The sequence below is a fragment of the Pseudoxanthomonas beigongshangi genome, assembly GCF_016820515.1.
Classification (GTDB): Bacteria; Pseudomonadota; Gammaproteobacteria; order Xanthomonadales; family Xanthomonadaceae; genus Pseudoxanthomonas_A; species Pseudoxanthomonas_A beigongshangi.
On sequence record NZ_JADHDV010000002.1, the window covers coordinates 246,026 to 272,668 of the forward strand.

A 26,643-nucleotide genomic window follows, 5' to 3' on the forward strand; every position below is an offset into this window, starting at 1 on the left:
GCACGCGCCGCTGCGTGGACACCGACGACGCCCTGCCCACGGCCAGCGGCGCACACTCGTCCTTTCGCAGTCCAGCCGACGCCAATGAGCCTGCATCCGCGCATCCAAGAAGTCACCGAACGCATCCGCCAACGCAGCCTGCCCTTGCGGCGCGCGTACCTGGCCGGCATCGACGCGGCCAACGCCGCCGGGCCGCACCGCAGCCGCCTGAGCTGCGGCAACCTGGCGCATGCCTTCGCCGCCTGCGGACCCACCGACAAGGATCGCCTGCGTGCCGACGCCACCCCGAACCTGGGCATCGTCAACGCCTACAACGACATGCTGTCGGCGCACCAGCCGTTCGAGACCTATCCGGAATTGATCCGTGACGTCGCGCGTTCGCTCGGCGCCACCGCGCAGGTCGCCGGCGGCGTGCCGGCGATGTGCGACGGCGTCACCCAGGGTCGCCCCGGCATGGAGCTGTCGCTGTTCTCGCGCGACGTGATCGCGCAGGCCACCGCGATATCGCTGAGCCACGACATGTTCGACGCCGCGCTGTACCTGGGCGTGTGCGACAAGATCGTGCCGGGCCTGCTGATCGGCGCGCTCGCGTTCGGCCACCTGCCGGCGGTGTTCGTGCCGGCCGGGCCGATGACGCCGGGCATTCCCAACAAGAAGAAGGCCGAGGTGCGCGAACGCTACGCCGCCGGCGAGGCCAGTCGCGAGGAACTGCTGGAAGCCGAGTCGGCCAGCTACCACGCGCCGGGCACCTGCACCTTCTACGGCACCGCCAATTCCAACCAGGTGCTGCTGGAAGCGATGGGCATGCAGTTGCCCGGCACCTCGTTCGTCAATCCGGACCAGCCGTTGCGCGACGTGCTGACCCGCGCCGCCGCCGAGCACGCCCTGCGCATCACCGCGCTCGGCGACGACTATCGTCCGATCGGCCACCTGATCGACGAACGCGCCATCGTCAACGCGATGGCCGCGCTGATGGCCACCGGCGGCTCCACCAACCACACCATCCACTGGGTCGCGGTGGCGCGCGCGGCCGGCATCGTCCTCACCTGGGACGACATCGATCTGATCTCGCGCACCGTGCCATTGCTTGCCCGCGTGTATCCCAACGGCGAGGCCGACGTGAACCGCTTCGCCGCCGCCGGCGGCACCCAGTTCGTGTTCCGCGAATTGCTCGACGCCGGGATGATGCACGACCTGCCGACCATCGTCCCCGGCGGCATGCGCGCTTTCTGCGAGGAACCGCGCCTGCAGGACGGCCGGCTGGCCTATGCGCCCGGCATCGCCGAAAGCGCCGACCCCGAAGTGGTGCGCCCGGTCGCCAGCGCCTTCGAATCGCAGGGCGGCCTGCGCCTGCTGCGCGGCAACCTCGGCCGTTCGCTGATCAAGACCTCGGCGGTCAAGCCCGAGTACCGCTTCATCGAAGCGCCGGCGGTGGTGGTCGATGATCCGCGCGCGCTCAACAAGCTGCACGCCGCCGGCGTGCTGCCGCACGACTTCGTCGCGGTGGTGCGCTACCAGGGACCGCGCGCCAATGGCATGCCGGAACTGCACTCGCTGGCGCCGCTGCTGGGCCTGCTGCAGAACCAGGGCCGGCGCGTGGCGCTGGTCACCGACGGCCGCCTGTCCGGCGCCTCCGGCAAGATTCCCGCCGCCATCCACCTGACCCCGGAAGCCGCCCGCGGCGGCCCGTTGGCAAAGCTGCGCGAAGGCGATCTCGTCCGCCTCGACGCCGAAGCCGGCGTGCTGGAGGCACTGGTGCCGGCGGAGGAATGGAACGCACGCGAACTGGCGCCGAACACCTCGCCCGCCGCGCTGGACATCGGCCGCAACCTGTTCGCGGTCAGCCGCGACGTGGTGACGCCCGCCGACCAGGGCGCGCTGTCGATTTCCTGCGGGCCGCCGTACCACAACGGCACCTGGGAATACGATTCGGAATACGAACTCGGCGACGTCGAGCACGCCGCCGAAGCCCCGCACGAAGCCAAGGACGCCTGAGCGTCACTCCGCATTCCCGCGACAACGCCTCCACCCGAATACGCCATGACCATCGAAGCCCGCCAACAGAAAGCCGAACAACTCCTCCGCGCCGCCGGCATCCTGCCGGTCGTCACCGTGCACACGCTGGACGAGGCACGCCGGGTTTCCGAGGCACTGCTGGCCGGCGGTCTGCCGGCCATCGAACTGACCCTGCGCACGCCGGTGGCGATGGAAGCGCTGGCGATGCTCAAGCGCGAACTGCCGGACATCGTGATCGGCGCCGGCACGGTGCTGACCGTCGAGCAGATGCAGCGCTCCATCGACGCGGGCGCGGACTTCCTGGTCACGCCGGGCACCACGACCGAGATGGCCGACGCGCTGGCCGATGCGGACGTACCGGTGGTACCGGGCGCGGCCACGCCGACCGAACTGCTGTCGCTGATGGCGCGCGGCTTCCGGGTATGCAAGCTGTTCCCCGCCTCCGCTGTCGGCGGCCTGGCAATGCTCAAGGGCCTGGCCGGCCCGCTGTCGGAACTGAAGCTGTGCCCTACCGGCGGCATCGGCGAGGACACCGCCGCCGACTACCTGTCGCAGCCGAACGTGGTCTGCATCGGCGGCTCCTGGATGGTGCCCAAGAACTGGCTGGAAGCCGGCGAATGGGACAAGGTCCGCGAAAGCTCGGCCAAGGCCGCCGCCATCGTCCGCCGCGTGCGCGGCTGATTCCCCGCTTCCCTTTCCCTGTGGGAGCGACGTAAGTCGCGACCGGAACCTCGAATGCCAGGGGATCGTCAGCACGCCCCTCGGAACGGCAGTCGCGACTTACGTCGCTCCCACACACATCAGTCCTACAACGGCTCCCCTTCCCGATACAGCCGAAGGCCGAATCGCGCGCGCCACCAGCCACGCGCGAGCAGCAGGTGCCAGCCGACCAGCAGCAGGCCCAATTGCCACTCCAGCGCGTTCTCGACGCGGTCGCGCAATGCATCGTCGGCGACCAGCGCACCGGCCACGACATTGCCCACACCCAGACCGAGCATGGCCAGGCACAGCACGGCCATCGCCTTCAGCGTCGCTGGCGGCATTAGACGCAGCACCCTCGCCCGCCGCATCAGCAGCAATTGGGCGAGGAACCCGAAACCGAAATACACGGTCACGCCGTAGCGCCGCAGGAATCCGTAGACCTCGCCTTCGGTGCCGAGGAAGGTCGCGTAGATCGCCAGCGCGGACGCGGAAAACAGTCCCAGCGCCAGCATCCACCGCCTGGCTGCCTTGCCTCCATCATCCCGCAACCAATGTCCGGCCACCCACCAGGTCGCGCCATGCAGGACCGCGCACGGAATCACCAACAGGCGGAACAGGTGATTGCCGAGCCCGTGCCGCGCCGCCCGGCTGATCGACGTGCATCCCTCCCAGTAAGGCACGCAGGCCGGCACATGTCCGGCCTGGATCGACAGCCACAACGCCAGATGCGTGGCCACCAGCAAGAGCAGCGCCGCTGCCAGCGGCAGCGGCCAGATCGGGATGAAACCGCGTTCGCCCATCGACATGCCGATACTCTACCGCCTGGCCCCTTGTAGGAGCGACGTCAGTCGCGACCGTCTTGCTTCAGGCCGGAAAGAAGCAGGCCAGACATCCCGAATCGCGACTTACGTCGCTCCCACAGTCGAAACGATCGCTCACTTGCCTTTGTGGGAGCGACGTCAGTCGCGACCGCCTTGTTCAAGGGCAGGCCGGAAAGAAGGCCAGACATCCCGAATCGCGACTCACGTCGCTCCCACAGTCGAAACGATCGCCCACTTGCCTTTGTGGGAGCGACGTCAGTCGCGACCGCCTTGCTCAAGGACAGGCCGGAAAGAAGCAGGCCAGACATCCCGAATCGCGACTCACGTCGCTCCCACAGTCGAAACGATCGCCCACTTGCCTTTGTGGGAGCGACGTAAGTCGCGATGCCTTCCGAACCAGGCAGCCATCCGACATGACGGACATCCCGGTCGCGACTGACGTCGCTCCTACACCGGATTGCGGGCAATGAATCCGTCAGCCCTTCACGCTGCCCAGCAACAGGCCCTGGATGTAATAGCGCNCCGGATTGCGGGCAATGAATCCGTCAGCCCTTCACGCTGCCCAGCAACAGGCCCTGGATGTAATAGCGCTGCAGCAGCAGGAACAGCAGCAGCACCGGCAGCACGGTGATGACCGCGCCGGCCATCATCATTTCCACGTCCATGATGTGTTCGCGCGAGAGCGAGGCCAGCGCCACCGGCAAGGTGTAATGCGCCTGGTCGGTCAGCACGATCAGCGGCCACATGAAGTCGTTCCAGGCCGCCATGAAGGTGAAGATGGCCAGCGTCACCAGCACCGGCTTGAGCATCGGCAGCACGACCTGGAAAAAAATCCGCAATTCGCTGGCGCCATCGATGCGCGCGGCTTCCAGCAGTTCGTCCGGGATGCTGCGCGCATACTGGCGCACCAGGAAGATGCCAAATACCGTCGCCAGCGCCGGCACGATCACGCCACCGAAACTGTTGACCAACCCCAACTGCTTCATCAGCAGGAACAGCGGCAGCATCGCCACCTGCGCCGGAATCACCAGCGCGGCCAGCAGCAGTTGGAAAATCCGGTCACGGCCGGTGAAGCGCAGCTTGGCGAACGCATAGCCGGCCATGGTGTTGACCAGCAGCGAGCCCACCGTGATGGCGCCCGACACCAGCAGGCTGTTGGCGAAGTTGTGCGCCATGCCGGTGCGCGCGAACAGTTCGTGGTAGTTCGCCAGGGTCGCCCCCGAGGGCAGCAACGGCGGCGGGAACCGGCTGGCTTCGCCGGCCGGCATGAACGAGACCGACACCATCCACAGCAGCGGCGCCAGGCTGATCAGCGCCAGCGCCAGCAGCGCGCCGTTGACCAACCAGCCTTGCCAGCGGGACGCGCCGACCTCGCGCGCAACGGCATGACGACTCATACCAGATCCTTCCTGCGCCCCAGGCGCAGCATCACGGTGGTCACCGCCAGGATGATCAGGAACAACAGGAAGGCCACCGCCGAGGCGCGGCCCAGCCGCCACCACTTGAAGCCTTCCTCGAACATGAAGTACAGGACGCTCACCGTGCTCTGCAGCGGATCGCCGCGGGTCATCACGTAGGGTTCGGCGAACAGTTGGAAGTAGCCGGACACCGTGATCACGCCGACCACCAGCAACACCGGTCCCAGCATCGGCAGGGTGATATGCAGGAACTGTCGCCACTTGGAGGCGCCGTCGATGCGCGCGGCCTCGTAGAGATCCTGCGGGATCGCCTGCAGCCCGGCCAGGAAGATGACCATGTTGTAGCCGAAGTTCTTCCACACCGCGAACAGCATGATGGTCGGCATCGCCCAGCGCGGATCGCCCAGCCAGTCAATCGGCGCGATGCCCAAGTGGCCCAGTGCCCAGTTCACCAGCCCGTAGCTGGTGTGGAACAGGTAACGCCAGATCACCGCGACCGCCACCAGCGTGGTCACCACCGGCGCGAACAGCGCAGTGCGGAACAGCGCCTTGAAGCGCGCGATCGGCGCGTTGAGCAGCACCGCCGCGCCCAGCGAAACCGCGATCGACAACGGCACGCCGACAACCACGAAGTACGTCGTATTCCACAGCGACTTCCAGAACATCGGCGAACGCAGCAGTTCCCCGTAGTTGCCCAGGCCGACGAAACGCAGGTTGTCGGCATCGGCCAGCGCGTACAGATCGAAATCGGTCAGGCTCAGCAGCAGCGCCGAGAACACCGGCAGGCCGAAGAACACCGCCAACACGATGAGGGCCGGCCCGGCGAACACCCAGCCGGCCACCGAAGTCCGCCGCATCATGGCTGTGCCCCTTGCGTGGCGGGATGGTCGCGCTCGTACATCCAGCGGCGCTTCTCCAGGATTGCATCCACGCGCGCGTCCAGATCCTCCACCGCCCGCTCCTGGCTCTGCCCGCCGCGCACCACCTGTTCGGTCACCACCCGCATTTCCTGGGCGATGCGTTCCCACTCCAGCACTTTCGGCGTGGGTTCGACCCGCTCCAGTTGATCCCGGAACGCGCGCGCATATTCGTCATTGGCGAGCGCCGGATGCGCCCAGGTGCTGCGTCGCGGCGGCAGATCGCCGATCAGCGCGTGGAAACGCTGCTGGATCTCCGGCCGCGACAGGAATTCGATCAGTTTCCACGCCGCCGCCTTGCGCTCGGAACCGCGGAAGATCACCAGGCTGGTGCCACCGGCAATGCCCGCGCCAAGGCCGTCCGGACCGGGCAGCGGCATCGTGCCCCACTGATCGCGCAGATGGGCGGGCTGGCGCTTCCTGAATTCGCGGATGTTCCAGGGACCGGACAGGTAGAAGGCATAGAAGCCATTGAAGAATTCGTCCCAGACGTTGGAAATCTGGGTCTCGGACATCTTCGGCGCCCAGCCCTGCTCGAACATGTTGGCGTAGAAACCCAGCGCACGGCGGAAACCGGGACTGCGGAAATTGCCGCGGTTGTCGTGATCGCGCAACAACGGGTCCGGCATCTGCAAGGCCAGCGAAACCTGCTGCTCGAATTCGTTGACCGGCATCAGGATGGCGTAACGATCCGGGCCGGCGTTGCGCTTGATTGCCGCCATCGCCCGTTCCCATTCGGCCCAGGTGACCGGCGGCTTGTCGAAACCGGCTTGGCGCAACAGATCCTTGCGGTAGTACAGCAGGCGGGTGTCCACGTACCAAGGCACGCCCAGCAATTGCCGGTCCACCACGGCGGTGTCCCAGATGCCGGGAAAGTAGTCGGCCTGCTCCACCACCTTCGAGCCGTCGACGTAGGCTTGCAGCGGCTCCAGCGTGCCCAGCGCGGCGAACTCCGGCAGCCAGGTATTGCCCAGCTGGCACAAATCCGGCAAGCCGTCGGCGGCGAATGCGGTCAGCAATTTTTCGTGCGCGGCCGTCCACGGGATGTTCTGCACCTCCACGTCGATGCCGGGGTTCTCGCGTTCGAACTCGGTCACCAGTTCGGCGACCACTTCGGCCTCGCGGCCCATCGCCCAGAAGGTCACTTTCTCGCGGCTGTCCTCGCGCGCGCAGCCGGCGGACAGCAGGACGCCCGCCAGCGCCAGCAGGAAAAGACAGCAGCGCACCAGGCAGCCCCCACCACCCGAGGGATGCCTGATGCCTGCCGGAGAGAACCTTGCCATGCGGACAGCTTACTTATTGCGGGGTCTGGTTGCGCGCCGGCGCCTCGGATTGCTGCTCGGCGGCCTGCGCCGCCCGCGATTCGGCCGTGCCCAGGGCGCGCGCGGCGGCGGCTTCCGGGTCGGCATTGGCCGGCACCTGGATGGGCGCGCCCTCGGGCGTCATCCAGCCCCCTTCGAATCCGGCGCGCTCCAGTCCCTTGCGGATGTACGGATTCTTCTTCATCACTTCCCAGACGAAACCATTCCGGTAGTTGGCGATCATGGTCAGGATCGGTCCCTGGTCGATGCCGATGTAGTCGCTGGCCACCCAACCCTGTCCCGGCACGATGCGCCCGGCCTTCAGCGGGATGTCGAAGTCGAAGCTGGGATTGAACGCGTCCAGGAAGCCATAGCTGGAATACAGGTGCTCGCCGTAGCGCTTGTGCATCTGCTCGGTCGCCGGGATCACGATCTCGGGAGCGAACGGCAGCGAGGCGATCGCCGCGGTCGGCGCGATGGTGCCGTCGTCGAAGTTCTCGCGGAAACCGACGCCGCGCGCGGAGTAGTGGCGGAACTGGCGCTGTTCGCCGCGGTACTCCTGCAGGGTCTGCTGCGGACCATCGCTGGCGGTCAGGCCCCACACGTTCTCGCCATAGTCGCGCCACTTCATCGGGTTTTCCATGGCGTAGCTGCGCTGGGCGTAGGTGGCGCGGCGGCTGTTCTCGAAATAGTCGATGCCGCGCTCGCGCATGTAGGCGTCCTGGATACCACGGAAATCGATCCAGACGTGGCTGTACTGGTGGCCGAAATGCGGACCGAAGGTCAGGTATTCCTGTCCCTGGTAGACGCCCCACGACTCGCCGTAGGTACGTGTCCACACTTCCCAGGCTTCCGGACCAACCGGATGGGTCGGCGAACCCAGCGCCAGCACGTACAGCATCATGGCCTCGTTGTAGCCCTTCCAGTCGTGCGGGATCGTCCCGCTCTCGGGAAACCAGCCCATCGACACCAGCGGCTTGTTCTTCTGCAGCCAGGTCCAGTCCACCCGCTTGTACAGCGCGTCGGCCAAATCGCGGATTTCCTTCTCGCGCGGATCATCGCGGTCGTAATACGACTGCGCGAACAGCACGCCCATCATCAGCAGCGTGGTGTCCACGCTCGACAGCTCCACCCAACTGGCGTAGCGATGGCCGGTCTGCATGTCCAGGAAGTGATAGTAGAAGCCCTTGTACCCACCCTTGCCTTCCGGCTGCGGTCCCTGCGGCAGCTCGCGGAAGAACTTCAGCGTGGTCAGGGTGCGATCCACCGCCTGGGTGCGGCTGACCCAGCCGTTCTCGATGCCGATCGGGTAGGCGGTCAGGGCGAAGCCGACCGAGGCGATGCTCGCGAACGGGCGCGATGGAAAACGATCCGGCGTCAGCCCATTGAGTTCATTGGTGGTGTCCCAGAAGAACTGGAACGTGCGCCGCTCGATGTCGCGGAACAGCGGCGGCAGCTCCGGTTTCTCCGGTTTCTTCACCGCCGCCGGCGCCGGTTTCGCGGCCGTCGCCTTGGGCGCTTCGGCCGGCGCGGGTGCGCGGTTGCAGGCCGCCAGCAGGACCACCAGCAGCCCGGCCAGCCACGTCCAGTTCCGGTTTTCCCTGGCCCCGGTGTGGCCCATTTTGCCTGTAAACGTTTTCATTTCGAATCGGTGCTTGCCCTTCAGGATGCCGCATTCGCGGCTCAGTCGTGGGAATGGGAAAACCGGCGCATCAGAACGACACCGGTTCGGCCTTGCAATGGCGGTCGATGAACCGCTGGTGTTCCGGCATGGCATCGACGCAGGCACTGATCGTGCCGGCCACGCTTTCCATCAGCCGCTTGAGATCCGCGTCCGGGACGCGGTCCACCAAGGGGTGCCATCCGCGCGGTTCGATGCCTTGCCCGATCATCACCTGCACCCAGCTGATCTCGGCGAACATCTCGCTGGCGTTGCGGAAGAACCGCCCGCTGTCGCGGAACAGGTCCAGATTGGCGGTCAGGCTTTCCGGTATCGACATGTCGCGACACTGGCGCCAGAACGGCGAATCGTCGCGCTCGGTGGCGTTGTAATGGAGCACCAGGAAGTCGCGGATGCGCTCGAACTCGAACGCCAGCTGGTCGTTGTAGCGCTGCGCCAGCACTTCGTTGAAACCTTCGCGCGGGAACAGCTCCAGCAGTTTGGAAATGCCGGACTGGATCAGGTGGATGCTGGTCGACTCCAGCGGCTCCATGAAACCGCTGGCCAGGCCAAGCGCGACCACGTTGCGATTCCAGCATTTCTTGCGGCGGCCGGTGGTGAAACGCAGCGGGCGCGGGTCCGCCAGTGCCCGTCCGTCCAGGTTGGCCAGCAACGTGGCTGCCGCCTCGTCGTCGCTGATGTGCGCGCTGGAATAGACGTAACCGTTGCCGGTGCGGTGCTGTAACGGGATGCGCCACTGCCAGCCCGCGCTGCGCGCGGTCGAACGGGTGAACGGCGTCGGCGGTCCCACCTTCTCGCACGGCACCGCGAGCGCGCGATCGCAGGGCAGCCAATGGGTGTAATCAATGTAGCCGGTCTGCAGCGCTTCCTCGATCAACAGGCCACGAAAACCGGAGCAGTCGATGAACAGATCGCCGGCCACTTCCTCGCCCGAACGCAGGCGCAGCGAACGGACGTGTCCGTTCCCGGGATCCAGGATGACCTGATCGACAATGCCTTCGACCCGCTTTACGCCGAGGCGCTCGGAATAGGCGCGCAGGTATTTCGCGTAGAGACCGGCGTCGAAGTGATAGGCGTACGCGATGTTGGCCAGCGGCGAATCTGCCGGCACGTCGCTGGCGCCGGTCATGAACCGGCCACGTCGCGCGGCCAGGCTGTTGAGCGTATAGGCATCCAGCGACTGGGCCATGCCGGCCTTGTGTGCCTTGAACCAGTACTGCTGGAACGGCAGCAGACCGTAGGGATGGCCGATTTCCTGGCCGAAGCCATGGATATAGGTGTGGCCGTTCCGGTACCAGTCGACGAACTCGATGCCGAGCTTGAACGTTCCCTGGGTACTGCGGACGAAGTCGGCCTCGTCGATGCGCAGCAACTGGTTGAACGCCTTGATGTGCGGGACGGTCGCCTCGCCCACCCCGACGATGCCGATCTGTTCGGATTCCACCAGGGTGATGGCGTAATCCGGTCCCAGCACGCGGCCGAACGCGGCGGCGGCCATCCAGCCGGCGGTACCGCCGCCGACAATCACGATGTTGCGCAGGGACTGTGGATTCATGTTGCGGGTTCGGGGAAACGGGAGGAGCCTGCGTGTCCCGCCGCTCCGGTTTCCCGGGAGCGGCAGGCGTAACGCGGGAAGACCATTGCAAGGCGTTGCCGCGACACCCGGAGAGAGGATGCCGCGGCGCGGCCGTCAGAACTTGTATCCGATTTCGACGTTCACCGTGCGCGGGAAGTAGTAGATGTTGCCGCGCGTGTTGATCGAGATATCCGGATCGTAGTTTCCGCCGCTGCCGAAGCTGTTGTACGAGTAATCCATGTAGTTCTTGAAGTTGAACGCATTCAACAGATTCGCCCGGATGGTCAGCTTGGTGTCACCCGGCATCGCGAACTCCTTGGTCGCCTGGAAGTCCACCGTGCGGTAGCTGAAGATCTTTCCGCCAATCAGGAACTTGCCATTGGCCGGCGGGGTGAAACCCACCAACTGGCAGTTCGAGCCGTCCCACGCCGTGTAGCCGAAACAGGCGATGGTGTTACGCGGGGTCGGTGTCTCCAGGACGATCTTGGCGCCGAAAGTGATGCCCCACGGACCATCGATCGAACCGGACGCGGTGAAGCGATGCTTGGGCGCGTTGCCCGACTTCACGAACGGCACGTAGCCCAGGCGCGACTTGTCGAAATAAGCGAACGGATCTTCCGCGTTGGTGCTGTTCTGGCGACCTTGGGTGTGGGTGTAGCCGAAGTTCACGCCCCAGCCCGAAGCCTTGGTGTACGGCTTCTCCAGCGACAGCAGGATCTGGGTGTTGTTGCTCTCCACACCATTGTCGCCAACGATCGTGCCGCCATAGCCCGGCACGGTGCCGCCCCATGGCGCGCCGCCGTTGCTGAAGAACGAACCATCCGGATGGCGGTTGGCCAGGGTGAAGCCGAACGCATCGCGCGACATGATGCGCTGGATGGTCACGTCCGACAGCCACTCGCCGATCTGGTTGGTGATGCCCAGGCTGAACTGGTCGGAGTACGGGGTCTTCAGCTTGTTGTTGAGCATGAAGACTTCCGCGCCGCCGCGGCCGGCGATGGCCTCGCCGAGCACGTCGATGCCGCCCAGATAAGCGGGATCCCACGGCAGGCAGCGCCCTGTACTGGCGGGCTCGCGCACGCACTGGCCAGTAAGCGGGTCCTGGAATTCGAAGCGCACCAGCGACACCGCCGACTTGGTCTTCTCCAGCGCCAGATCCTTGAACAGGTTGCGGTCGTAGGAACGGCCCGCGCCGCCGTGGATCACGTGGCGCTCGTCACCGAAGATGTCATAGGAGAAGCCGAAGCGCGGCGCCCAGGCGTCCTTGAAGCCCTTGCGGTTGTGGCCATTGCTGATGTAGTCGGCCGGATTCAACGCGTCCTTGCCACCCTTCAGCCAGCGATTGATCCACGGCTCGCCAGGGTTGTCCGGATCGGGGCCGTACAACGCCGCCAGGTACGTCGGCGAAGTCACGTGGTCGGTATAGGCCGGCACGTCCTCGTAATCCCAGCGGATACCCAAGTTCAGCATCAGGTGCTCATTCACCTGCCAGTCGTCCTGGATGTAGAAGCCGTACTGCTTGGCATCGGTCTTGATCAGCGCCGACTGTCCCGGCTCGTCGAACGGCGCCAGGAATTCCACCCGGTACGGGATGTCCGACACCACGCCGGTGACGGGATCGAAGGCGTAGGTGAACTGCGGGTTGTACGGCTGGCCATCACTTGACGTCAGGTCGATGGACTTGAAGCTGACGCCCATCTTGATGGTGTGATCACCATGCCACTGGAAGCTGTTGAAGGTCAGGTCGTCCTGGATCGACCAGCCCTTCTGGATGGCACTCTTGACGCTGAAGCCGTCGGCGGGCCCCAGGTTTATCAACGCGCGCTCTGCCGGCTCCGGTTGGCCGGTATCCTGCAGCCAGGCGATCTTGCGACCATTGCCGAAGCCGAACGGATTCGGGTTGTTCTCGGTCCGCTCGGTAGTGACGATCAACTCGTTGAAGAAGCGATCACCGCTGTGCTGCCAGCGCAGGTTGGAACGCTCGTCCTTGTTGATGCGTTGCTGGCCGTGCTCCGGCGTGTCCTGGCCACCGATATTGCCGGCCTGGGTTTCGTCGCGGTACTGGGCGCTCAGTTCCAGGCGGTCGCGTTCGTTGAGATCCCAGCTCAGCTTCGCGAAGTACAGATCCTCGTCCAGCGGAACATAGGCGGCACCGAATTGGGATCGCAGATCCGCAGGCAGAAGATCGCCGACATTGCCGGACTCGGCCGACGGCTGGACCGTCTGTGCGTAGATGTTCTCCTTGTTCTCGTACGCGAAGAAGAAGTGCATCCGGTCCTTCAGGATCGGGCCGCCCACCGCCAGGCCCCATTCCTTGATCTGCGACGAACCCTTCTTCTTGTTCCACTCATTGGGCAGCTTCTCACGCATGCCTTCGTCGGTGTAGTGATAGAACAACTCGCCTTCGAACTCATTGGTACCCGAACGGGTCGCAGCGGTGATCGCCGCGCCGCTGATCTGGCCGTACTCGGCCTTGTAGTTGGAGGTGATGACCTTGTATTCGCCGATTGCCAGCTGCGGGAACGGGTTGCCCGCGCTCTGCTGCTGACCGGCGATGCCGCCGCGCTCGACATAGCTCTTCTGGCTGACGCCGTCGATGTACAGGTTGGTCGAGCTGGTGTTGGTCACGCCGCTGCGCAGTTCGGCCACACCCTGGTTGTTGATCTTGAACTGCATGCCCGGGATGGTGTCGGCGAACTCCAGGAAGTTGCGGGTCGCCTGCGGCAGCGTTTCGATCTGGCGTTGGGAAATGGTGTTGCCGACTTCAGAGGTACGCACGTCGCGCAGTAGCGGTGCCGACACCGTCACCGTGTCCAGGTTGGTGGCTTCGCCGGACGGCGCCGCCACCGGCGCGCCGGAGTCCAGGTTCAGGGTTGAGCTGGCGGCCACCGCCAGGGTCACGGTCTGGGAAGCGCCACCGGCCTGCACGGTGTAGGTGCCTGGCGGCAGGCCAACCAAGGTATAGGTGCCGCTTGCGGTAGTCTGGGTACGGCGAACCGCGCCCGTGGCAACGTTGGTGGCGACGACTTCGGTGTTCGCCGCCGCACCGGCCACCTGGCCGCGTAGCGTGGCGCCGGTCGACTGGGCGAATACGGGCGTGCTCATCACCAGGCAGCTCGCCAACGCACACGCCAGGAGCGTGCGATTGGGTCGGGAAGCGCTTCGATTGCGATGTGTCATGTCATGTTTCCAGATGTGTGGACGTGTTTCACGGCGTGTTGTTTTGGAACAGTGTCAGGTGTTGCGTATGCGTACTCGTCTAGCCGTCAACCGCTGCCCCGGACGCGAAGCCGGAACCGCGGTTCGCCTCCGTCGCCATGCGGTGGTGCGCACGGCGCGACGGACAGCGCTGTCATTCGAAAATCTCGGAGTTGCGGGGCATTCGTGTGGGTGGGCCTCGTTTGAAATCGTTTACATGTCAGGGCAAATTTTTTTTGGAGGTCGGCATCCGGAGATGCCGACCTCGCGTTCGGGCTACCAGTCGAGTCCAAACGAAAGCTTGAACGTGCGCGTCGGCCACAGGATCTCGTCGCCGTTGCGTTTTCCGAACTTCGGGTTGCGTGCCTCGTTGGGGCCACCGCGCCAGCCTTCGAACTGGTTCCAGTTGCGCCAGTTGAAGACATTCAGCAGGTCCGCGCGAATCTTGAAACGCAGATCCGTCCCGGTGTCCCAGCGCTTTTCCAGCGCCATATCGAACTGCTTGTAGCCGATCGTCCCTTCCGGCTCGAACGGATCGTAGAAACAGAAACTGTCCGAAGGAGCGTCGTTGCAGTTGGTCGCATCACGCGGTGTCGGCGTCGACAGCACCAGCTTGCCACTGAGCATGGTGTCCCAGCCCAGATCGTAAATGCCGGACAGCACCAACCGATGCTTGGGCACGCCGGTGGACATGTAGTAACGACTGGTCAGGCGTGGCCCGTCGCCATAGAAGGTCTCGCCGTTGGACGCGTTGGTGCGATTTTCCTTGGCGTCGCTGTAGGTATAGGCCAGGTTGAAACCCCACCCCGACTCTGCGGTATAGGGCTTGTCGAGCGAAATCAGCAGGGAATTCAGTTTGTACTCGATACCGTTGTCACCCAGGATCAGGGATCCATAGCCCGGAATACGCTCATCCCATGGCTGCCCGCCCCAGGTCGCACCGGGGACCTGATGGAAGGAACCATCCTCCCAGCGATTGCCCAATCGGAAGTAGATCCCGTCCTTGCTGACGATATGCGACAGGGTGACGGAAGAGTTCCACTCGTGGCCCCACAGTTGGAACAGATTGCGCATGCCCAAGCTGAACTGATCCGAGTACGGCGTCTTCAGATCATTGTTGAGAAGATTGACCTCTCCGCCCTGCTCCGGATTGCCAGCGACGTAGGCCGCGATCCCGGCCGGCGTCAAGATGGCCGGATCGAACGGGATACAGGTTGCCGAGGGCGTGCAGGGATGCAACGGCGTGGGGAAACTGACCGCGTACGACATGAACGCGCCCGCGTAGTACTCGCGCGCCATCAGATCGAACAGATTGCGATCATAGGCGCGCCCAGCGCCGCCGAAAATCACATGCCGCTGATCGCCGAACAGGTCATAGGAGAATCCCAGCCGCGGCTGCCACGCATCCTTGAAATCCTTGCGCCGGCCGTTGGGAATGAAATCCTCGATGTTGTAGTCCGTGTTCTGGATACGAGTCCACCCCCGCAGGGCGGCTAGCAGATCATCGGAAATCCTGTAGTCGGTATAGCTCGGATTCTTTTCATAATCCCAGCGCAGGCCGATATTGAGGGTCAGCTTGTCGTTGACCTCCCAGTCGTCCTGGATGTAGATGCCGAACTGCTTGTTCTTGGATTCGACGAACGGTGCGCGATCCGCGAACGGAGCGGTGAACTCGACGCGATAGGGCTGGGTCAGGCTTTCGTTGACGTCGAAGTAGTACTGCGGATATGGCGGGTTCTGCTGGAATGCGTTGAGCTCGACGTCCTTGTACTTCACGCCCATTTTCAGGGTGTGGCCTTCGAAGCCGAAATAGGTCAGATCATCCTGGAATCCGAAACCCTTTTGGCCCTTGTCCTGGAACGTGGCTCCGCCTCCAAGGTTGAGTACGCCCAGCCGCGGATTGCCGGTCGGATTGTTGGGATCCACGATCGTGTAGCGGAAGCCCGGCCCCGCGGTCACCGGACTGGGGTTGTACGCGGCTTCCTCGAAGGTGATGTGGGCGTCATTGAGCCAGTTGGTCGAGCTGAACTGGTAGCGCAGGTCGCCACGCTTCTCGTCGTTGACGAAGTTGGTCGAGAACGAGGGCGCGCTGATGTCGCTGCCCGGGCTGATGGAGTCTTCCTTGCGGTAGCGCAAGGTCAATTCGAACAGGTGCGCGTCACTGGGCTGGAAGCTCAGCTTGCCGAAGTACAGATCCTGGTTAAAGGGAACACTGTATCCGCCGTATATCGAGGCAAGCTCCGGAGGCAGCACGCTGGGATCGAACACGGCCGGCGGCGTCACGTTGCGCGGGACGATGAACTCCTTGGCCTCGTAGGACAGGAAGAAGTGCAGCATGTCCTTGATGATCGGCCCACCAAAGGTCACGCCGTACTGTTCGGTAACCTCCGGCGATTTGTAGCCGCGCTTTTCTTCCACCACGTTTGGCTTGCGCCAGCTGTCCGAGGTACGGTCCCAGAAGAAGCTCCCGGAGAACTCGTTGGTACCCGACTTGGTGACTGCAGTGACCGCGGCGCTGCTGATCTGGTCGTACTCGGCCTTGTAGTTGGACGTGATGACCTTGTACTCGCCAATCGCCGACTGCGGAAACGGATTGCCGCGGCTGTCGTCCTGGCTGGTGATGCCGCCCGGGGTGACGTAGTTCTTCTGGCCGACGCCATCGATGAAGACATTGATGTTGCTCGAGCCCTGCGCACCACTGCGCAATTGGCTTTCCGAACCATTCGGGCTGCTGATGAACTGCATGCCGGGAACGGTATCGGCGAAGGCGAGGAAATTGCGCGAATTCTGCGGCAGCGCCTCGATCTGCTTGCTGCTCACGTAGGTCGCGATTTCCGAGGTCTTGGTTTCGACGATCACCGGCGGCGCGGTCACGCTCACCGTGTCCAACGTCGTCGCCTCGCCCGCGATTGGCGGAGTCGCGGCGGCGGTCGCCAGGTTGAGAGTGGCGGTCTGGCCCACCGCCAGAGTCAGGTTGCGGCTGGTGCTCTGCCCGCCGGAAACCACGTCGATGCGATAGCTGCCCGGCGGCAGGCCGGCAATGTTGTAGTTGCCATTGGATGCTTTCACCGAGCGGGTAAGGCCGGTGCCCAGGTTGGTCACGGTGACCGTGGACTCGGCTTGGACCGACCCGCGCAAGGTGGCGCTGGTCGATTGCGCGAACACCACCGGTGCGCTCATCGCCAGACCACTGGCGAGCGCGCAGGACAGGATCCTGCGGGCGAAACGGCGGTTGCGAGTTTCCGGGTGCCTCATGACTCTCCCTCCCAAGGCAGTGGACTTGCAGTTAGTTGACTCGATTGCTTCTGAAATCGATTACAAAATCGGCTTAAAAAAAACCGGGCTATGGCTGCGCCTGGGGCCTCCCGTCCTGGGTACGTCCTCCACTCGATTCCCGGACAATCAGGTCCGGCACCAGGGTCTGCGCTTCATTCGACATGCTGTTCTCCGCATCGATGCCATCCAGCAGGCGGGTCATCGCGTGACCGCCCAGTTCGGCAATGCTGACCCGCATCGTCGTCAAGGGCGGGTGAACGAAGCGCGCGAGCGGAATGTCGTCGAAGCCGGCCAATGCGATTTCATCGGGCACGTTCACGCCCGCTTCGTTCAATGCGTACAGGCATCCCAGCGCCATCATGTCGTTGGCGGCGAACACCGCATCCGGGCGCTGTTTCGAAGAAACGATCTGCTTGCCGGCTTCGTAACCGGTCGCTTCACTGAAGTCGCCAGGCAGTTCCCACGCCTCGCCCTTGCCGGCGATCGCATCGCGATAGCCACGCAGGCGTTCGCGCGCGTCGAAATTGTCGTCGGGCCCGCCGATGAAGGCGATGCGGCGATGTCCGGCCTGCAACAGATGTTCGGTCATCGCGCGGGCGCCGCCGTAGTTGTCGATGCTCAGCACCGGATACGGCGCGCCGTCGAGCTGGGTGTTGATCAGCACCACCGGCAGCGCCGAAGGCAGGTTGTCGGTGAGGAAGCCGGGTCGATCCGCGTACGGCGACAGCACCAGCAGCCCGTCGACGCGGCCACGCATCGCGCGCAGCGCCTCGCCCTGCTCTTCCGGATGGCCGTGGTAGCTGGACACCAGCAGATGCTGGCGGCGTGCGCGGGCGACCTGGTCGATGCCGCGGATCAATTCGGAGAAGAATTCGCCGTACAGGTCCGGCAGGACCACGCCGATGGTCTGGGTACGGCGGCTGCTGAGGCTGCGGGCGGCGGCATGCGGCTGGTAACGCAGGCGGTCGGCGGTTTCCACGACGTGGCGACGCACCGTCTCGGCCACGTTGTCGTGTCCGTTCAGCGCGCGCGACACCGTGGCGACGGATACCTTCGCCTCGCGTGCCACATCTTTGATGGTGACGGCCGTTCGCGCCATTGCACCGCCCCTCCGCGGTCATGACTGCACTTGAAGTGGACTGTAAACGTTTTCAAAACGAGATGTAAAGCCCAGGTTAGATACTCATGACAGCGCAGTCATTTCAACCACTTAGTCGAGCATTTTTTACGCCCACACGTGCTGCGACGCAGCAAAAAGGACAGGTGCGGGACATTTGGGGACTTGAGCCTTGTCGCACGGACATTGCCGAGCACCGTCGTTCGCGCAGACGTTTCGCGACGCCGCATGTAATCGTTTCCAGCTTCCACTAGGCTGACCCGCACGTCCCTCGCGCAGGTGCCCGAATGAGCACTCCCCTGGATCGAAGGCAGGCCATCAAGTTGCTGGGCGGCGGCCTCGTCGGCGCTGCCCTGCTGCGCCAATTGTCCGGTGCCGGCGGCGGACTGAAGGCGGCCGAACCACGACGCGACGCGCCCAACATCCTTTTCATCATGACCGACGACCAGGCGCAGAAGGCGCTGGGCATCTACGGCAATCCGATCCTCAAGACACCACACATGGATCGGATCGGCCACGAGGGCATCCGCTTCGATCAGTCCTTCGTCACCACGTCCGTATGCGCGCCCAGCCGGGCCAGCTATCTCACCGGCCTGTACGCGCACGCGCACGGCGTCACCAGCAACGGCGAGGAACCGGGCTGGTACGAACAGATGGGATTGCGCCACGATCAGATCACCTATCCGATGCTGCTCCAGCAGGCCGGCTATCACACCGCGGTGGTCGGCAAGTGGCATATCAAGTCGATGCCGACCGGATTCGATCACTGGCCCATCCTGAAGGGACAGGGCAGCTATTTCGATCCTTCGTTCATCGTCAATGGCGCGCCGGTCCGCTTCCGCGGCCACACCGACGACGTGATCGGTGATCAGGCGCTGGCCTATCTGCAACAGCGCCCGAAGGATCGACCGTTCTGCCTGTGCTACCAGTTCAAGGCACCGCATGGCCCATGGGAGCCGCATCCGCGCTTCGATGACGCCTACCAGGATGTCGAGATTCCACTGCCGGTCGGTTTCGGCAAGCCGCAGCCCGCTGGCTCGCCGATTGCATTCTCGCGGACCACGCAGGAAATCGGCGACATGGGCGATTTCTTCCGCGACGCCGAACGCCGCAAGGCACAGGTGGCTCGCGATCTGCCCGTGGACGAGCGCGAGCGCGCGGTGCTGCAGGCGTTCATCCGCAACTACTACCGCGTGCTGCTGGGCGTGGACGAGAACGTCGGACGGGTGCTGGATTTCCTGGATCGCGAGGGCTTGGCGGAAAACACCATCGTCGTCCACACCTCCGACAACGGCATGTTCCTGGGCGAGCACGATTTCTACGACAAGCGGCTGATGCTGGAGCCTTCGATCCGGGTGCCCACGCTCATGCGCTGGCCCGGTCGCATCCGTCCCGGCCGGACCGACGACCGGCACATGGTGCTGAACATCGATGTGGCCCCTACCCTGCTCGATCTGGCGGGCGTCGCACCGCCGGCATGGATGCACGGACGCAGTTGGAAGCCGCTGCTGGAAGAACGCCATACCGAATGGCGCCAGGACTTCCTGTACGAGTGGTACGAGTACCCGGCGGTGCACTGCGCGCGCAAGCATCGCGGCGTGCGCACTGGGCGCTGGAAGCTCATCCACTTCTGGGAGCAGCCGGAGGAATGGGCGCTCTACGATCTGCGCGAGGATCCGGACGAACAGGTCAATCTGATCGATCACTCCGAACATGCCGATCGGATCGCTGTATTGAAGCAACGCATCACCGCCCTGCGCGCACAGATCGGGGACATCGACCCGCCCGGCTACGTCGCGCCCACGCTGGCGCCGGGCAAGTGCCCGGCCTGACCCGCCGGTTCTTCCCCGTAAAAAAGAGAGGCCCGCCAGTGGCGGGCCTCTGCACTCCGGGTCCGTGTAGCGGCGACCTTACTTCGCGGTCACCTCGAACTTCGCTTCCAGCGTATCCACCGAATTGCCGCCGGCGAACACGGTGAAACTGCCGGGTTCCACCACCCGCTTCATCGCCGCGTCGTACATCGCCAGATCCTCGAAGCCCAGCTTGAAGGTCAGCGTCTTCGACTGTCCCGGCGCCAGCTCGACGCGCTCGAAACCGCGCAGCAGCTTGACCGGACGGGTCACCGAGGCGACATCGTCGCGCACGTACAGTTGCACCACCTCGGCACCGGCGCGCTTGCCGGTGTTGGTCACGGTCACGCTGACTTCCTGGCTGCCGTCGGTGGCGATGCGCGGATGCTTCACCGCCAGGCCGCCGTACTGGAACGTCGTATAGCTCAGGCCATGGCCGAAGGCGTACAGCGGGGTCCACGGCACGTCGATGTACTTGGAGGTGTAGCGCTCGGTCTCGCTCGGCGGGCGGCCGGTGTTCTTGTGCGCGTAGTAGATCGGCACCTGGCCGACGGTGCGCGGGAAGGTCACCGGCAGCTTGCCGGCCGGATTGAAGTCGCCGAACACCACGTCGGCGATGGCGTTGCCGCCCTCCACGCCCGGGAACCACGCTTCCAGGATCGCCGGCACGCGTTCGCGCAGCGGACCGATCGACAGCGGACGACCGTTGAGCAGCACCGCCGCGGTCGGCTTGCCGACCTTGGCCACCGCATCGGCCAGCGCCTGCTGGGCACCCGGCAGATCCAGCGAGGTGCGGTTGCGCGCTTCGGCGCTCATGTCCGGGTGCTCGCCCAGGAACAGCAGCACCGCGTCGGCCTGTTGGGCCGCCTTCACCGCCTCGGCAATGCCAGTAGTCTCGCCGCCTTCCAGCGTGGTGCCTTCGACGTACACGACTTGGGTGCCCGACCCCACCGCCGCGCGGATGCCCGCCAGCGGTGTGATCGCGTCCTCGTCGCGGCCGGCGCCGGCCCAGTTGCCCAGCATCGCCCGGCGCAGGTCCGCCAGCGGGCCGATGACCGCCAGCGTCTTCACCTTCTGCTTGTCCAGCGGCAACACGCCGCCGGTGTTGTCCAGCAGTACCATCGACTTGCGCGCCATCGCGCGCGCGGCCTTGCGGCTGTCGGCGGTCAGGGTGCGCGCCTTCTCGCGCTCGACATCGCAGTAGCGGTACGGATCCTCGAACAGGCCCATCCGGTACTTGGCGCGCAGCACCCGGCGCACCGACTCGTCCACGGTGGCGATCGGCAGCTTGCCGGCCTTCACCGCCGCCGGCAGATCCTTCACGTAGATGCGGCTGACCATGTCGATGTCCACGCCCGCGCGCAGGCCCAGCACGCCCGCGTCGGTGCGATTGCCGGCCACGCCGTGCTTGATCAGTTCCTCGACGCCGGTGTAATCACTGACCAGCAGACCATCCCAGCCCCATTCCTTGCGCAGGACGTCGTTGATCAGATCGCCGTTGGCATGCATCGGCACGCCGCCGACTTCGTTGAACGAAGCCATTACCGACTCCGCGCCCGCGTCCACCGCGGCCTTGAACGGCGGCAGGTACACCTCGCGCAGGGTGCGTTCGGAGATGTCGGCGATGTTGTAGTCGCGGCCACCCTCGGCCGCGCCGTAGGCGACGAAATGCTTGGCGGTCGCCAGCAGGGTGTCGCCATTGCCCAGTTGCTTGCCCTGGAAGCCGCGCACGCGCGCCGCCGCCAGCACCGAGCCCAGGTAGGGATCCTCGCCCGCGCCCTCGACGATGCGGCCCCAGCGCGGATCCCGCGCCACGTCCACCATCGGTGCGTAGGTCCAGTGGATGCCGTAACCGGCGGCCTCCCAGGCGGCCACGCGCGCGGCATTCTCGACTTCGACCGGATCGAAGCTGGCCGATTCGCCCAGCGGCACCGGGAAGATGGTGCGGTAACCGTGGATGACGTCGTAGCCGAACATCAGCGGGATGCCCAGGCGCGATTCCTCGACCGCGATGCGCTGCAGGCGGCAGGTCAGCTCGGCGCCCTGGGTACCCAGGAAGGTGCCGATCTCGCCGTTGCGGATCTGGTCCTCGCCGCCGGCCATCGCCTGCGGGCCGGTGTCGTTGCCCAGTCCGGGCGGCTGGTTGAGCTGGCCCAGCTTCTCCTCCACGGTCATCTTCGCCAGCAGGGCCTCGACGAAGGCCGCCTCGCCGGCGGGGGCCTGCGGGGTGCGGGCACCGACGGCCGGGGCGATCAGCGCCGTGGCGATCGCCGCCGCCAGCCACCCGTGGCGGCGCGCGCGCGGTCGGGCGCTAGCGGACTGGCCGGCGCGGATACGACTGTTCATGTGTTTCCACCTCCCATGGACAAGGGGCGGAATGTAAACGTTTTCAGCGCACCCTGCAAAACCGCCCGCCGGCCCCGGATCGGGGAACCGGCGATGGATGCTTCGCGAGGCTCAGCGGGCTTCGCCGGGGGCCGAGGCGTGGATGGACAGGGCGTGGATGTCGGTGGTCATCATCTCCCCCAGCGCGGCGTAGATCGCCCGGTGGCGGGCCAGCGGCGCGCGTCCGGCGAAGGCGGCGCTGACGATGGTGACATCGAAGTGCCCCCGCCCGTCGCGGGCGCCGGCATGGCCGACGTGGCGATGGCTGTCGTCCGCCACTTCCAGCCGCTCGGGCTGGAACGCCTGTTCCAGCGCCTGGCGGATGCGCTCGACCCGCTCGGTGGTCACGGCAGCACCTTGCGGAACGGGCGCACGTCGACCCGCGCGTACACCCCGGCCTCCATATAAGGATCGGCCTGCGCCCAGGCCTGGGCCGCTGCCAGCGACTCGAACTCGGCGATGACGATGCTGCCGCTGAAGCCGGCCTCGCCCGGATCCTCGGCGTCGATGGCCGGGCACGGGCCGGCCAGCAGCAGGCGGCCTTCGTCGCGCAGCGCGGTCAGCCGGGCCAGGTGGGCGGGACGGGCGGCCATGCGCCGGGGCAGCGCGCCTTCGGTGTCATGGCCTTCTATGGCATACCACATGGGTTCACTCGCTCGGGTCGGGAATGAACGGATTGTACGGGCCACCCGCCCGGTGGTGCTGGACAGCGCCGGGCGCAGCGCTTACTCTTGCCTCCACTGCACGGCCGGAAGCAGCGGCCCGTCAGGGGATTTCCCAGGCACTGCGCCGGACCGGCCGGCCAGCCGCCCAACGACGATCGATTCGCTGCCACCACCCGCCCGCGCCGACGACCTCCTCGCTGTCGGCCGCCGCCTCTTTCGCGGCGAGCTCCTCTACGGCGTGATGACATGTTTGCTGTACGGAAGCGTTCGCCCGCAAGCCCCTGGTCGGCAATGAAGACCATGGCGTCCCTGCGGCGGCGCGTGCAATCGAAGGCATTGTGACCCGCACTACGGCTGTTTCTTGATGAGCTCCGAACTCGCGCAAGACGCGACCCCGACAAGCCAGTCCACGCACCCGCAGCAGCAGGAAATGCCGCTGGCCGTCGTGCATGGGCAGCCGGTGCTGCAGATTCCCCAGGATCTGTACATCCCGCCGGACGCGCTGGAAGTCATCCTGGATGCCTTCGAGGGTCCGCTGGATCTGCTGCTGTACCTGATCCGCCGGCAGAACCTGGACATCCTGGACATCCCGGTGGCGGAAATCACCCGCCAGTACGTGGACTACATCAACGTCATGCAGGAGCTGCGCTTCGAGCTGGCGGCGGAATACCTGGTGATGGCCGCCATCCTGGCCGAGATCAAGTCGCGCATGCTGCTGCCGCGGCCGGTCAACGAGGAGGGCGACGAAACCGACCCGCGCGCCGAGCTGGTGCGCCGGCTGCAGGAGTACGAACGCTTCAAGCAGGCCGCCGAGGATCTGGACACCCTGCCCCGCCAGGATCGCGACACCACCCCGGTGCAGGCGCACGTGCCGGACCGCGCCGCGGTCAAGCTGCCGCCGCCGGTGGAGCTGAAGGAAATGCTGCTGGCGCTGCACGACGTGCTCAAGCGCGCCGAGCTGTTCACCGGTCATGCCATCAAGCGCGAAGCCCTGAGCGTGCGCCAGCGCATGGGCGACGTGCTGGCGCGGCTGGACGACGGCAGGTTCCACCGCTTCGAGTCCATGTTCACCGCCGAGGAAGGCAAGCTGGGCGTGCTGGTGACCTTCCTGGCCATGCTGGAGCTGGCCAAGGAGCAGTTGCTGGACATCGTGCAGGAAGCCCCGCTGGCGCCGATTTACGTCAAGTCGCTGGCGCTGAACAACACCAACGAACCGCTGCAGTTCTCCAGCGAGTTCGACGACAGCGACGCTGCCGCCAACGACGCCTGACCGGCGCGTCCCCTTTCCATCCGCCCGAACCCACGCAAGCGCTCGAATGGATCAATCGCTCATCAACCGCATCGTCGAGGCCGCCCTGCTGGCGGCCAACCAGCCGCTGGCGCTGGCCCAGTTGCACGGCCTGTTCCCGGAAGAGGAACCGGCGCCGGCCGGCAGCGTCGAACGCGCGCTGGAGGAACTGCGCGACGGCTGCGCCGAACGCGGCGTGGAACTGGTCGAGGTGGCCTCCGGCTTCCGCTTCCAGGTCAAGGCCGACGTGCATGCCTGGGTCGCCCGCCTGTGGACCGAGCGCAAGACCAAGTACACCCGCGCCACCCTGGAAACCCTCGCGCTGATCGCCTACCGCCAGCCGATCACCCGCGGCGAGATCGAACAGGTCCGCGGCGTGGCGGTCAGCAGCAACATCATCCAGGCGCTGGAAGAGCGCGAGTGGATCCGCGTGGTCGGCCACCGCGACGTGCCCGGCCGGCCGGCGCTGTTCGGCACCACCAAGGGCTTCCTGGATTACTTCGGCCTCAAGCGGCTGGACGAACTGCCGCCGCTGTCGGAACTGAAGGACATCGGCGAACTGGAACCGCAGCTGCCGCTGGATGGCGCGCCGGTTCCGGCCGGCGTCGCCCTCGATGCGGAAGACGGCGCCGACGACGCGGATGCCGCCCCGCTCGACACCGGGGCCGGTGACGAGAACGAAGACAACCCGACAACAGCGGATGCCCCGGGCGAAGACGCCCCGGCGCAGCCGCAGGAAGACGCCACGGAAGGCGCACGCACAGACATCGAAACCGCGCAGGACGACGACGCGGAGACACACGAACCGGCCGCCGCAAACGAAAACGAAGGCGACGCCGATATTTCCCCGGAAACCCAGGATGACGACGCGGAAGCCTCGTCGGAGCAGAAATCATGAGCAATACCCCCCGCAACAAACTGTCGCTCAAGCGCGACGCCGCCGCCGAAGCCCCCGCCAACAAGCTGGAAGAGCGCCTGCACAAGGTGCTGGCGCAGGCCGGACTGGGCTCGCGCCGCGCGCTGGAGCAACGCATCGCCGACGGCCTGGTCAAGGTCAACGGCGAGACCGCCCAGGTCGGCATGAGCGTCAAGAGCGGCGACAAGATCGAACTCGACGGTCGCCAGTTCGTCGCCAGCGCGCTGACCGAACCGGCGCGCGTGCTGATGTACAACAAGCCCGAAGGCGAAGTGACCACCCGCGAGGATCCCGAAGGCCGTCCGACCGTGTTCGAGGCGCTGCCGGTCCTCAAGGGCGCGCGCTGGATCGCCATCGGCCGCCTGGACATCAATACCACCGGCCTGCTGCTGCTGACGACCGACGGTGAACTCGCCAACGCGATGATGCATCCGTCCTACGAGGTCGAGCGCGAATACGTGGTGCGCGTGCGCGCCCCGGAAGGCCAGGAAACCGTGCCGGACAACATCGTCGATCGCCTGCATCGCGGCGTCGCGCTGGAAGACGGTCCGGCCAAGTTCGATGAAATCGAACGCATCGGCGGCACCGACTCGCACGACTGGTTCCGCGTGGTGGTCAAGGAAGGCCGCAACCGCGAAGTGCGTCGCCTGTGGGAATCGCAGGGCTGCCAGGTCAGCCGGCTCAAGCGCACCCGCTACGGCCGCATCTCGCTGCCGCAGCCGCTGCTGCGCGGCCAGTCGCAGGAACTGTCCGACGCCCAGGTCGAAGCACTGCGCAAGGAACTGGGCCTGGAAGACGGCGCCCCCGCCGCGCTGACGCTGCAACCGGTGATCGGCCAGCGCCGCGCCGCCAAGTCCACCGTGCACGTCTCGCGCGAAGGCCGCAGCCAGGGTTACGTCAACGGCCACAACACCGCCGACGAAGGCCGCGAGCTGCGTCGCTTCGATCACGTGCGCGAGGATCGCGGCCGTGGTCGCGGCAAGAAGCCGCACGGCGGCCTGACGGTCAGCGGCGAAGCCGCCGCCAAGCAGGCGCAGAAGCCGTTCAAGCAGCGCAAGATGAAGGGTCCCAAGCCGTTGCCGGATGGCAATCCGGCCGCGTTCCGCAGCTGGTACGTGCCGGAAGGCGTCGATACCGGTCCGACCGGGCACCGCAACGCCGGTCCCGGCCGCAAGGGTCCGGGCGGCGGCGGTGCCGGCAAGCGTGGCGGCAACCGTCCGCAGGGCGGTGCCGGCTTCGGCAATGAATACGGCGGCTTCGGCGGTGAATCGCGTGGCCCGCGCGGTCCGCGTGGTCCCGGCGGCGGCGGCGGTGCGGGCGGTGGTGCCGGCAAGCCGCAGCGTGCGGCACGTCCGTACGGCCACCCCGGCAACGCACCGAGCTTCCCCTCCGATCACGCCACGCCCGGTGGCTTCAGCCCGTACGGGCAGCCGCGTGGTCCGCGCCCGCAGGGTGGTCGTCCCGGCGGCGGCGGCAACCGTCCTCAGAACGCCGGCCCGCGTCCGGGTGGCCGTCC

17 protein-coding genes and 1 pseudogene are annotated in these 26,643 nt (G+C 65.7%); 6 read left to right on the forward strand and 12 right to left on the reverse strand.

Going from position 1 to position 26,643, the window contains the following annotated elements; genetic code table 11:
* Positions 1-84: 84 nt before the first annotated feature.
* Complete coding sequence (edd, locus tag IQ458_RS02585) at positions 85-1,995, forward strand: phosphogluconate dehydratase (RefSeq protein ID WP_203321812.1); 1,911 nt, start codon at positions 85-87, stop codon at positions 1,993-1,995.
* 45 nt (positions 1,996-2,040) lie between these two features.
* A complete protein-coding gene (locus IQ458_RS02590) occupies positions 2,041-2,697 on the forward strand; it encodes a bifunctional 4-hydroxy-2-oxoglutarate aldolase/2-dehydro-3-deoxy-phosphogluconate aldolase (RefSeq protein ID WP_192197705.1) in 657 nt (218 codons plus the stop codon).
* A gap of 125 nt (positions 2,698-2,822) precedes the next feature.
* On the opposite strand, the gene IQ458_RS02595 is transcribed toward IQ458_RS02590, so the two are convergent.
* From IQ458_RS02595 to IQ458_RS02635, 9 genes are all read right to left on the reverse strand, one after another.
* Complete coding sequence (locus IQ458_RS02595; RefSeq protein ID WP_203321813.1) at positions 2,823-3,524, reverse strand: hypothetical protein; 702 nt, start codon at positions 3,522-3,524, stop codon at positions 2,823-2,825.
* 560 nt (positions 3,525-4,084) lie between these two features.
* Positions 4,085-4,936: a carbohydrate ABC transporter permease gene (locus tag IQ458_RS02600; RefSeq protein WP_183641890.1), complete on the reverse strand. Its 852-nt coding sequence runs from the start codon at positions 4,934-4,936 to the stop codon at positions 4,085-4,087.
* The gene (locus IQ458_RS02605; protein WP_203321814.1) at positions 4,933-5,817 is read right to left on the reverse strand and encodes a carbohydrate ABC transporter permease; all 885 of its coding nucleotides are present in this window, start codon (positions 5,815-5,817) and stop codon (positions 4,933-4,935) included. Before IQ458_RS02605 ends, IQ458_RS02600 begins: the two co-directional genes overlap by 4 nt.
* Positions 5,814-7,157, reverse strand: a complete 1,344-nt coding sequence (locus IQ458_RS02610; protein ID WP_203321815.1) for a sugar ABC transporter substrate-binding protein — start codon at positions 7,155-7,157, stop codon at positions 5,814-5,816. The genes IQ458_RS02605 and IQ458_RS02610 overlap by 4 nt, the downstream gene beginning before the upstream one ends.
* 13 nt (positions 7,158-7,170) lie before the next feature.
* The gene (locus IQ458_RS02615; protein ID WP_183641901.1) at positions 7,171-8,796 is read right to left on the reverse strand and encodes a glucoamylase family protein; all 1,626 of its coding nucleotides are present in this window, start codon (positions 8,794-8,796) and stop codon (positions 7,171-7,173) included.
* Positions 8,797-8,887: 91 nt separating this feature from the next.
* Positions 8,888-10,411, reverse strand: coding sequence for a tryptophan halogenase family protein (locus IQ458_RS02620; protein ID WP_203321816.1), 1,524 nt, complete (start codon positions 10,409-10,411; stop codon positions 8,888-8,890).
* Positions 10,412-10,546: 135 nt separating this feature from the next.
* Positions 10,547-13,612, reverse strand: coding sequence for a TonB-dependent receptor domain-containing protein (locus IQ458_RS02625; RefSeq protein WP_203321817.1), 3,066 nt, complete (start codon positions 13,610-13,612; stop codon positions 10,547-10,549).
* Between the two features lie 294 nt (positions 13,613-13,906).
* Entirely contained in the window at positions 13,907-16,885 is a 2,979-nt protein-coding gene (locus tag IQ458_RS02630; RefSeq protein ID WP_203321818.1) for a TonB-dependent receptor, read from the reverse strand.
* An 88-nt stretch (positions 16,886-16,973) separates the two neighbouring features.
* Positions 16,974-18,005 carry a LacI family DNA-binding transcriptional regulator gene (locus tag IQ458_RS02635; RefSeq protein WP_203321819.1) on the reverse strand — a complete coding sequence of 344 codons (1,032 nt, stop codon included), beginning with the start codon at positions 18,003-18,005 and terminating at the stop codon, positions 16,974-16,976.
* Positions 18,006-18,310: 305 nt separating this feature from the next.
* On the opposite strand from IQ458_RS02635, the gene IQ458_RS02640 reads away from it, so the two are divergent.
* Entirely contained in the window at positions 18,311-19,855 is a 1,545-nt protein-coding gene (locus IQ458_RS02640) for a sulfatase family protein (protein WP_203321820.1), read from the forward strand.
* A gap of 78 nt (positions 19,856-19,933) precedes the next feature.
* Here IQ458_RS02640 and IQ458_RS02645 read toward each other — a convergent pair whose 3' ends face one another.
* The 3 genes from IQ458_RS02645 to IQ458_RS02655 all read right to left on the reverse strand — a co-directional run bounded on the left by IQ458_RS02645 (position 19,934) and on the right by IQ458_RS02655 (position 22,902).
* Positions 19,934-22,219: a glycoside hydrolase family 3 N-terminal domain-containing protein gene (locus IQ458_RS02645; protein ID WP_203321821.1), complete on the reverse strand. Its 2,286-nt coding sequence runs from the start codon at positions 22,217-22,219 to the stop codon at positions 19,934-19,936.
* Positions 22,220-22,330: 111 nt separating this feature from the next.
* Complete coding sequence (locus IQ458_RS02650) at positions 22,331-22,606, reverse strand: BolA family protein (RefSeq protein ID WP_203321822.1); 276 nt, start codon at positions 22,604-22,606, stop codon at positions 22,331-22,333.
* A complete protein-coding gene (locus IQ458_RS02655) occupies positions 22,603-22,902 on the reverse strand; it encodes a YciI family protein (protein ID WP_141453122.1) in 300 nt (99 codons plus the stop codon). Before IQ458_RS02655 ends, IQ458_RS02650 begins: the two co-directional genes overlap by 4 nt.
* Positions 22,903-23,287: 385 nt before the next feature.
* Here IQ458_RS02655 and IQ458_RS02660 point away from each other — a divergent pair, with 385 nt between their 5' ends.
* The 3 genes and pseudogenes from IQ458_RS02660 to IQ458_RS02670 all read left to right on the forward strand — a co-directional run.
* Positions 23,288-24,193 carry a segregation and condensation protein A gene (locus IQ458_RS02660; RefSeq protein WP_183641932.1) on the forward strand — a complete coding sequence of 302 codons (906 nt, stop codon included), beginning with the start codon at positions 23,288-23,290 and terminating at the stop codon, positions 24,191-24,193.
* A gap of 46 nt (positions 24,194-24,239) precedes the next feature.
* Positions 24,240-25,088, forward strand: a pseudogene (gene scpB / locus IQ458_RS02665) (SMC-Scp complex subunit ScpB); the annotation flags it as partial.
* Between the two features lie 17 nt (positions 25,089-25,105).
* Positions 25,106-26,643: pseudouridine synthase (locus IQ458_RS02670; RefSeq protein ID WP_203321823.1), on the forward strand; the 1,538-nt coding region annotated here is incomplete at its 3' end.

Excerpts from the sequence above, each read along its gene's own strand:
- edd (WP_203321812.1), top strand. The coding sequence starts at position 85 with ATGAGCCTGCATCCGCGCATCCAAGAAGTCACCGAACGCATCCGCCAA.
- IQ458_RS02590 (WP_192197705.1), top strand. The coding sequence starts at position 2,041 with ATGACCATCGAAGCCCGCCAACAGAAAGCCGAACAACTCCTCCGCGCC.
- IQ458_RS02595 (WP_203321813.1), bottom strand. The coding sequence starts at position 3,524 with ATGTCGATGGGCGAACGCGGTTTCATCCCGATCTGGCCGCTGCCGCTG.
- IQ458_RS02600 (WP_183641890.1), bottom strand. The coding sequence starts at position 4,936 with ATGAGTCGTCATGCCGTTGCGCGCGAGGTCGGCGCGTCCCGCTGGCAA.
- IQ458_RS02605 (WP_203321814.1), bottom strand. The coding sequence starts at position 5,817 with ATGATGCGGCGGACTTCGGTGGCCGGCTGGGTGTTCGCCGGGCCGGCC.
- IQ458_RS02610 (WP_203321815.1), bottom strand. The coding sequence starts at position 7,157 with ATGGCAAGGTTCTCTCCGGCAGGCATCAGGCATCCCTCGGGTGGTGGG.
- IQ458_RS02615 (WP_183641901.1), bottom strand. The coding sequence starts at position 8,796 with ATGGGCCACACCGGGGCCAGGGAAAACCGGAACTGGACGTGGCTGGCC.
- IQ458_RS02620 (WP_203321816.1), bottom strand. The coding sequence starts at position 10,411 with ATGAATCCACAGTCCCTGCGCAACATCGTGATTGTCGGCGGCGGTACC.
- IQ458_RS02625 (WP_203321817.1), bottom strand. The coding sequence starts at position 13,612 with ATGACACATCGCAATCGAAGCGCTTCCCGACCCAATCGCACGCTCCTG.
- IQ458_RS02630 (WP_203321818.1), bottom strand. The coding sequence starts at position 16,885 with ATGAGGCACCCGGAAACTCGCAACCGCCGTTTCGCCCGCAGGATCCTG.
- IQ458_RS02635 (WP_203321819.1), bottom strand. The coding sequence starts at position 18,005 with ATGGCGCGAACGGCCGTCACCATCAAAGATGTGGCACGCGAGGCGAAG.
- IQ458_RS02640 (WP_203321820.1), top strand. The coding sequence starts at position 18,311 with ATGAGCACTCCCCTGGATCGAAGGCAGGCCATCAAGTTGCTGGGCGGC.
- IQ458_RS02645 (WP_203321821.1), bottom strand. The coding sequence starts at position 22,219 with ATGAACAGTCGTATCCGCGCCGGCCAGTCCGCTAGCGCCCGACCGCGC.
- IQ458_RS02655 (WP_141453122.1), bottom strand. The coding sequence starts at position 22,902 with ATGTGGTATGCCATAGAAGGCCATGACACCGAAGGCGCGCTGCCCCGG.
- IQ458_RS02660 (WP_183641932.1), top strand. The coding sequence starts at position 23,288 with ATGAGCTCCGAACTCGCGCAAGACGCGACCCCGACAAGCCAGTCCACG.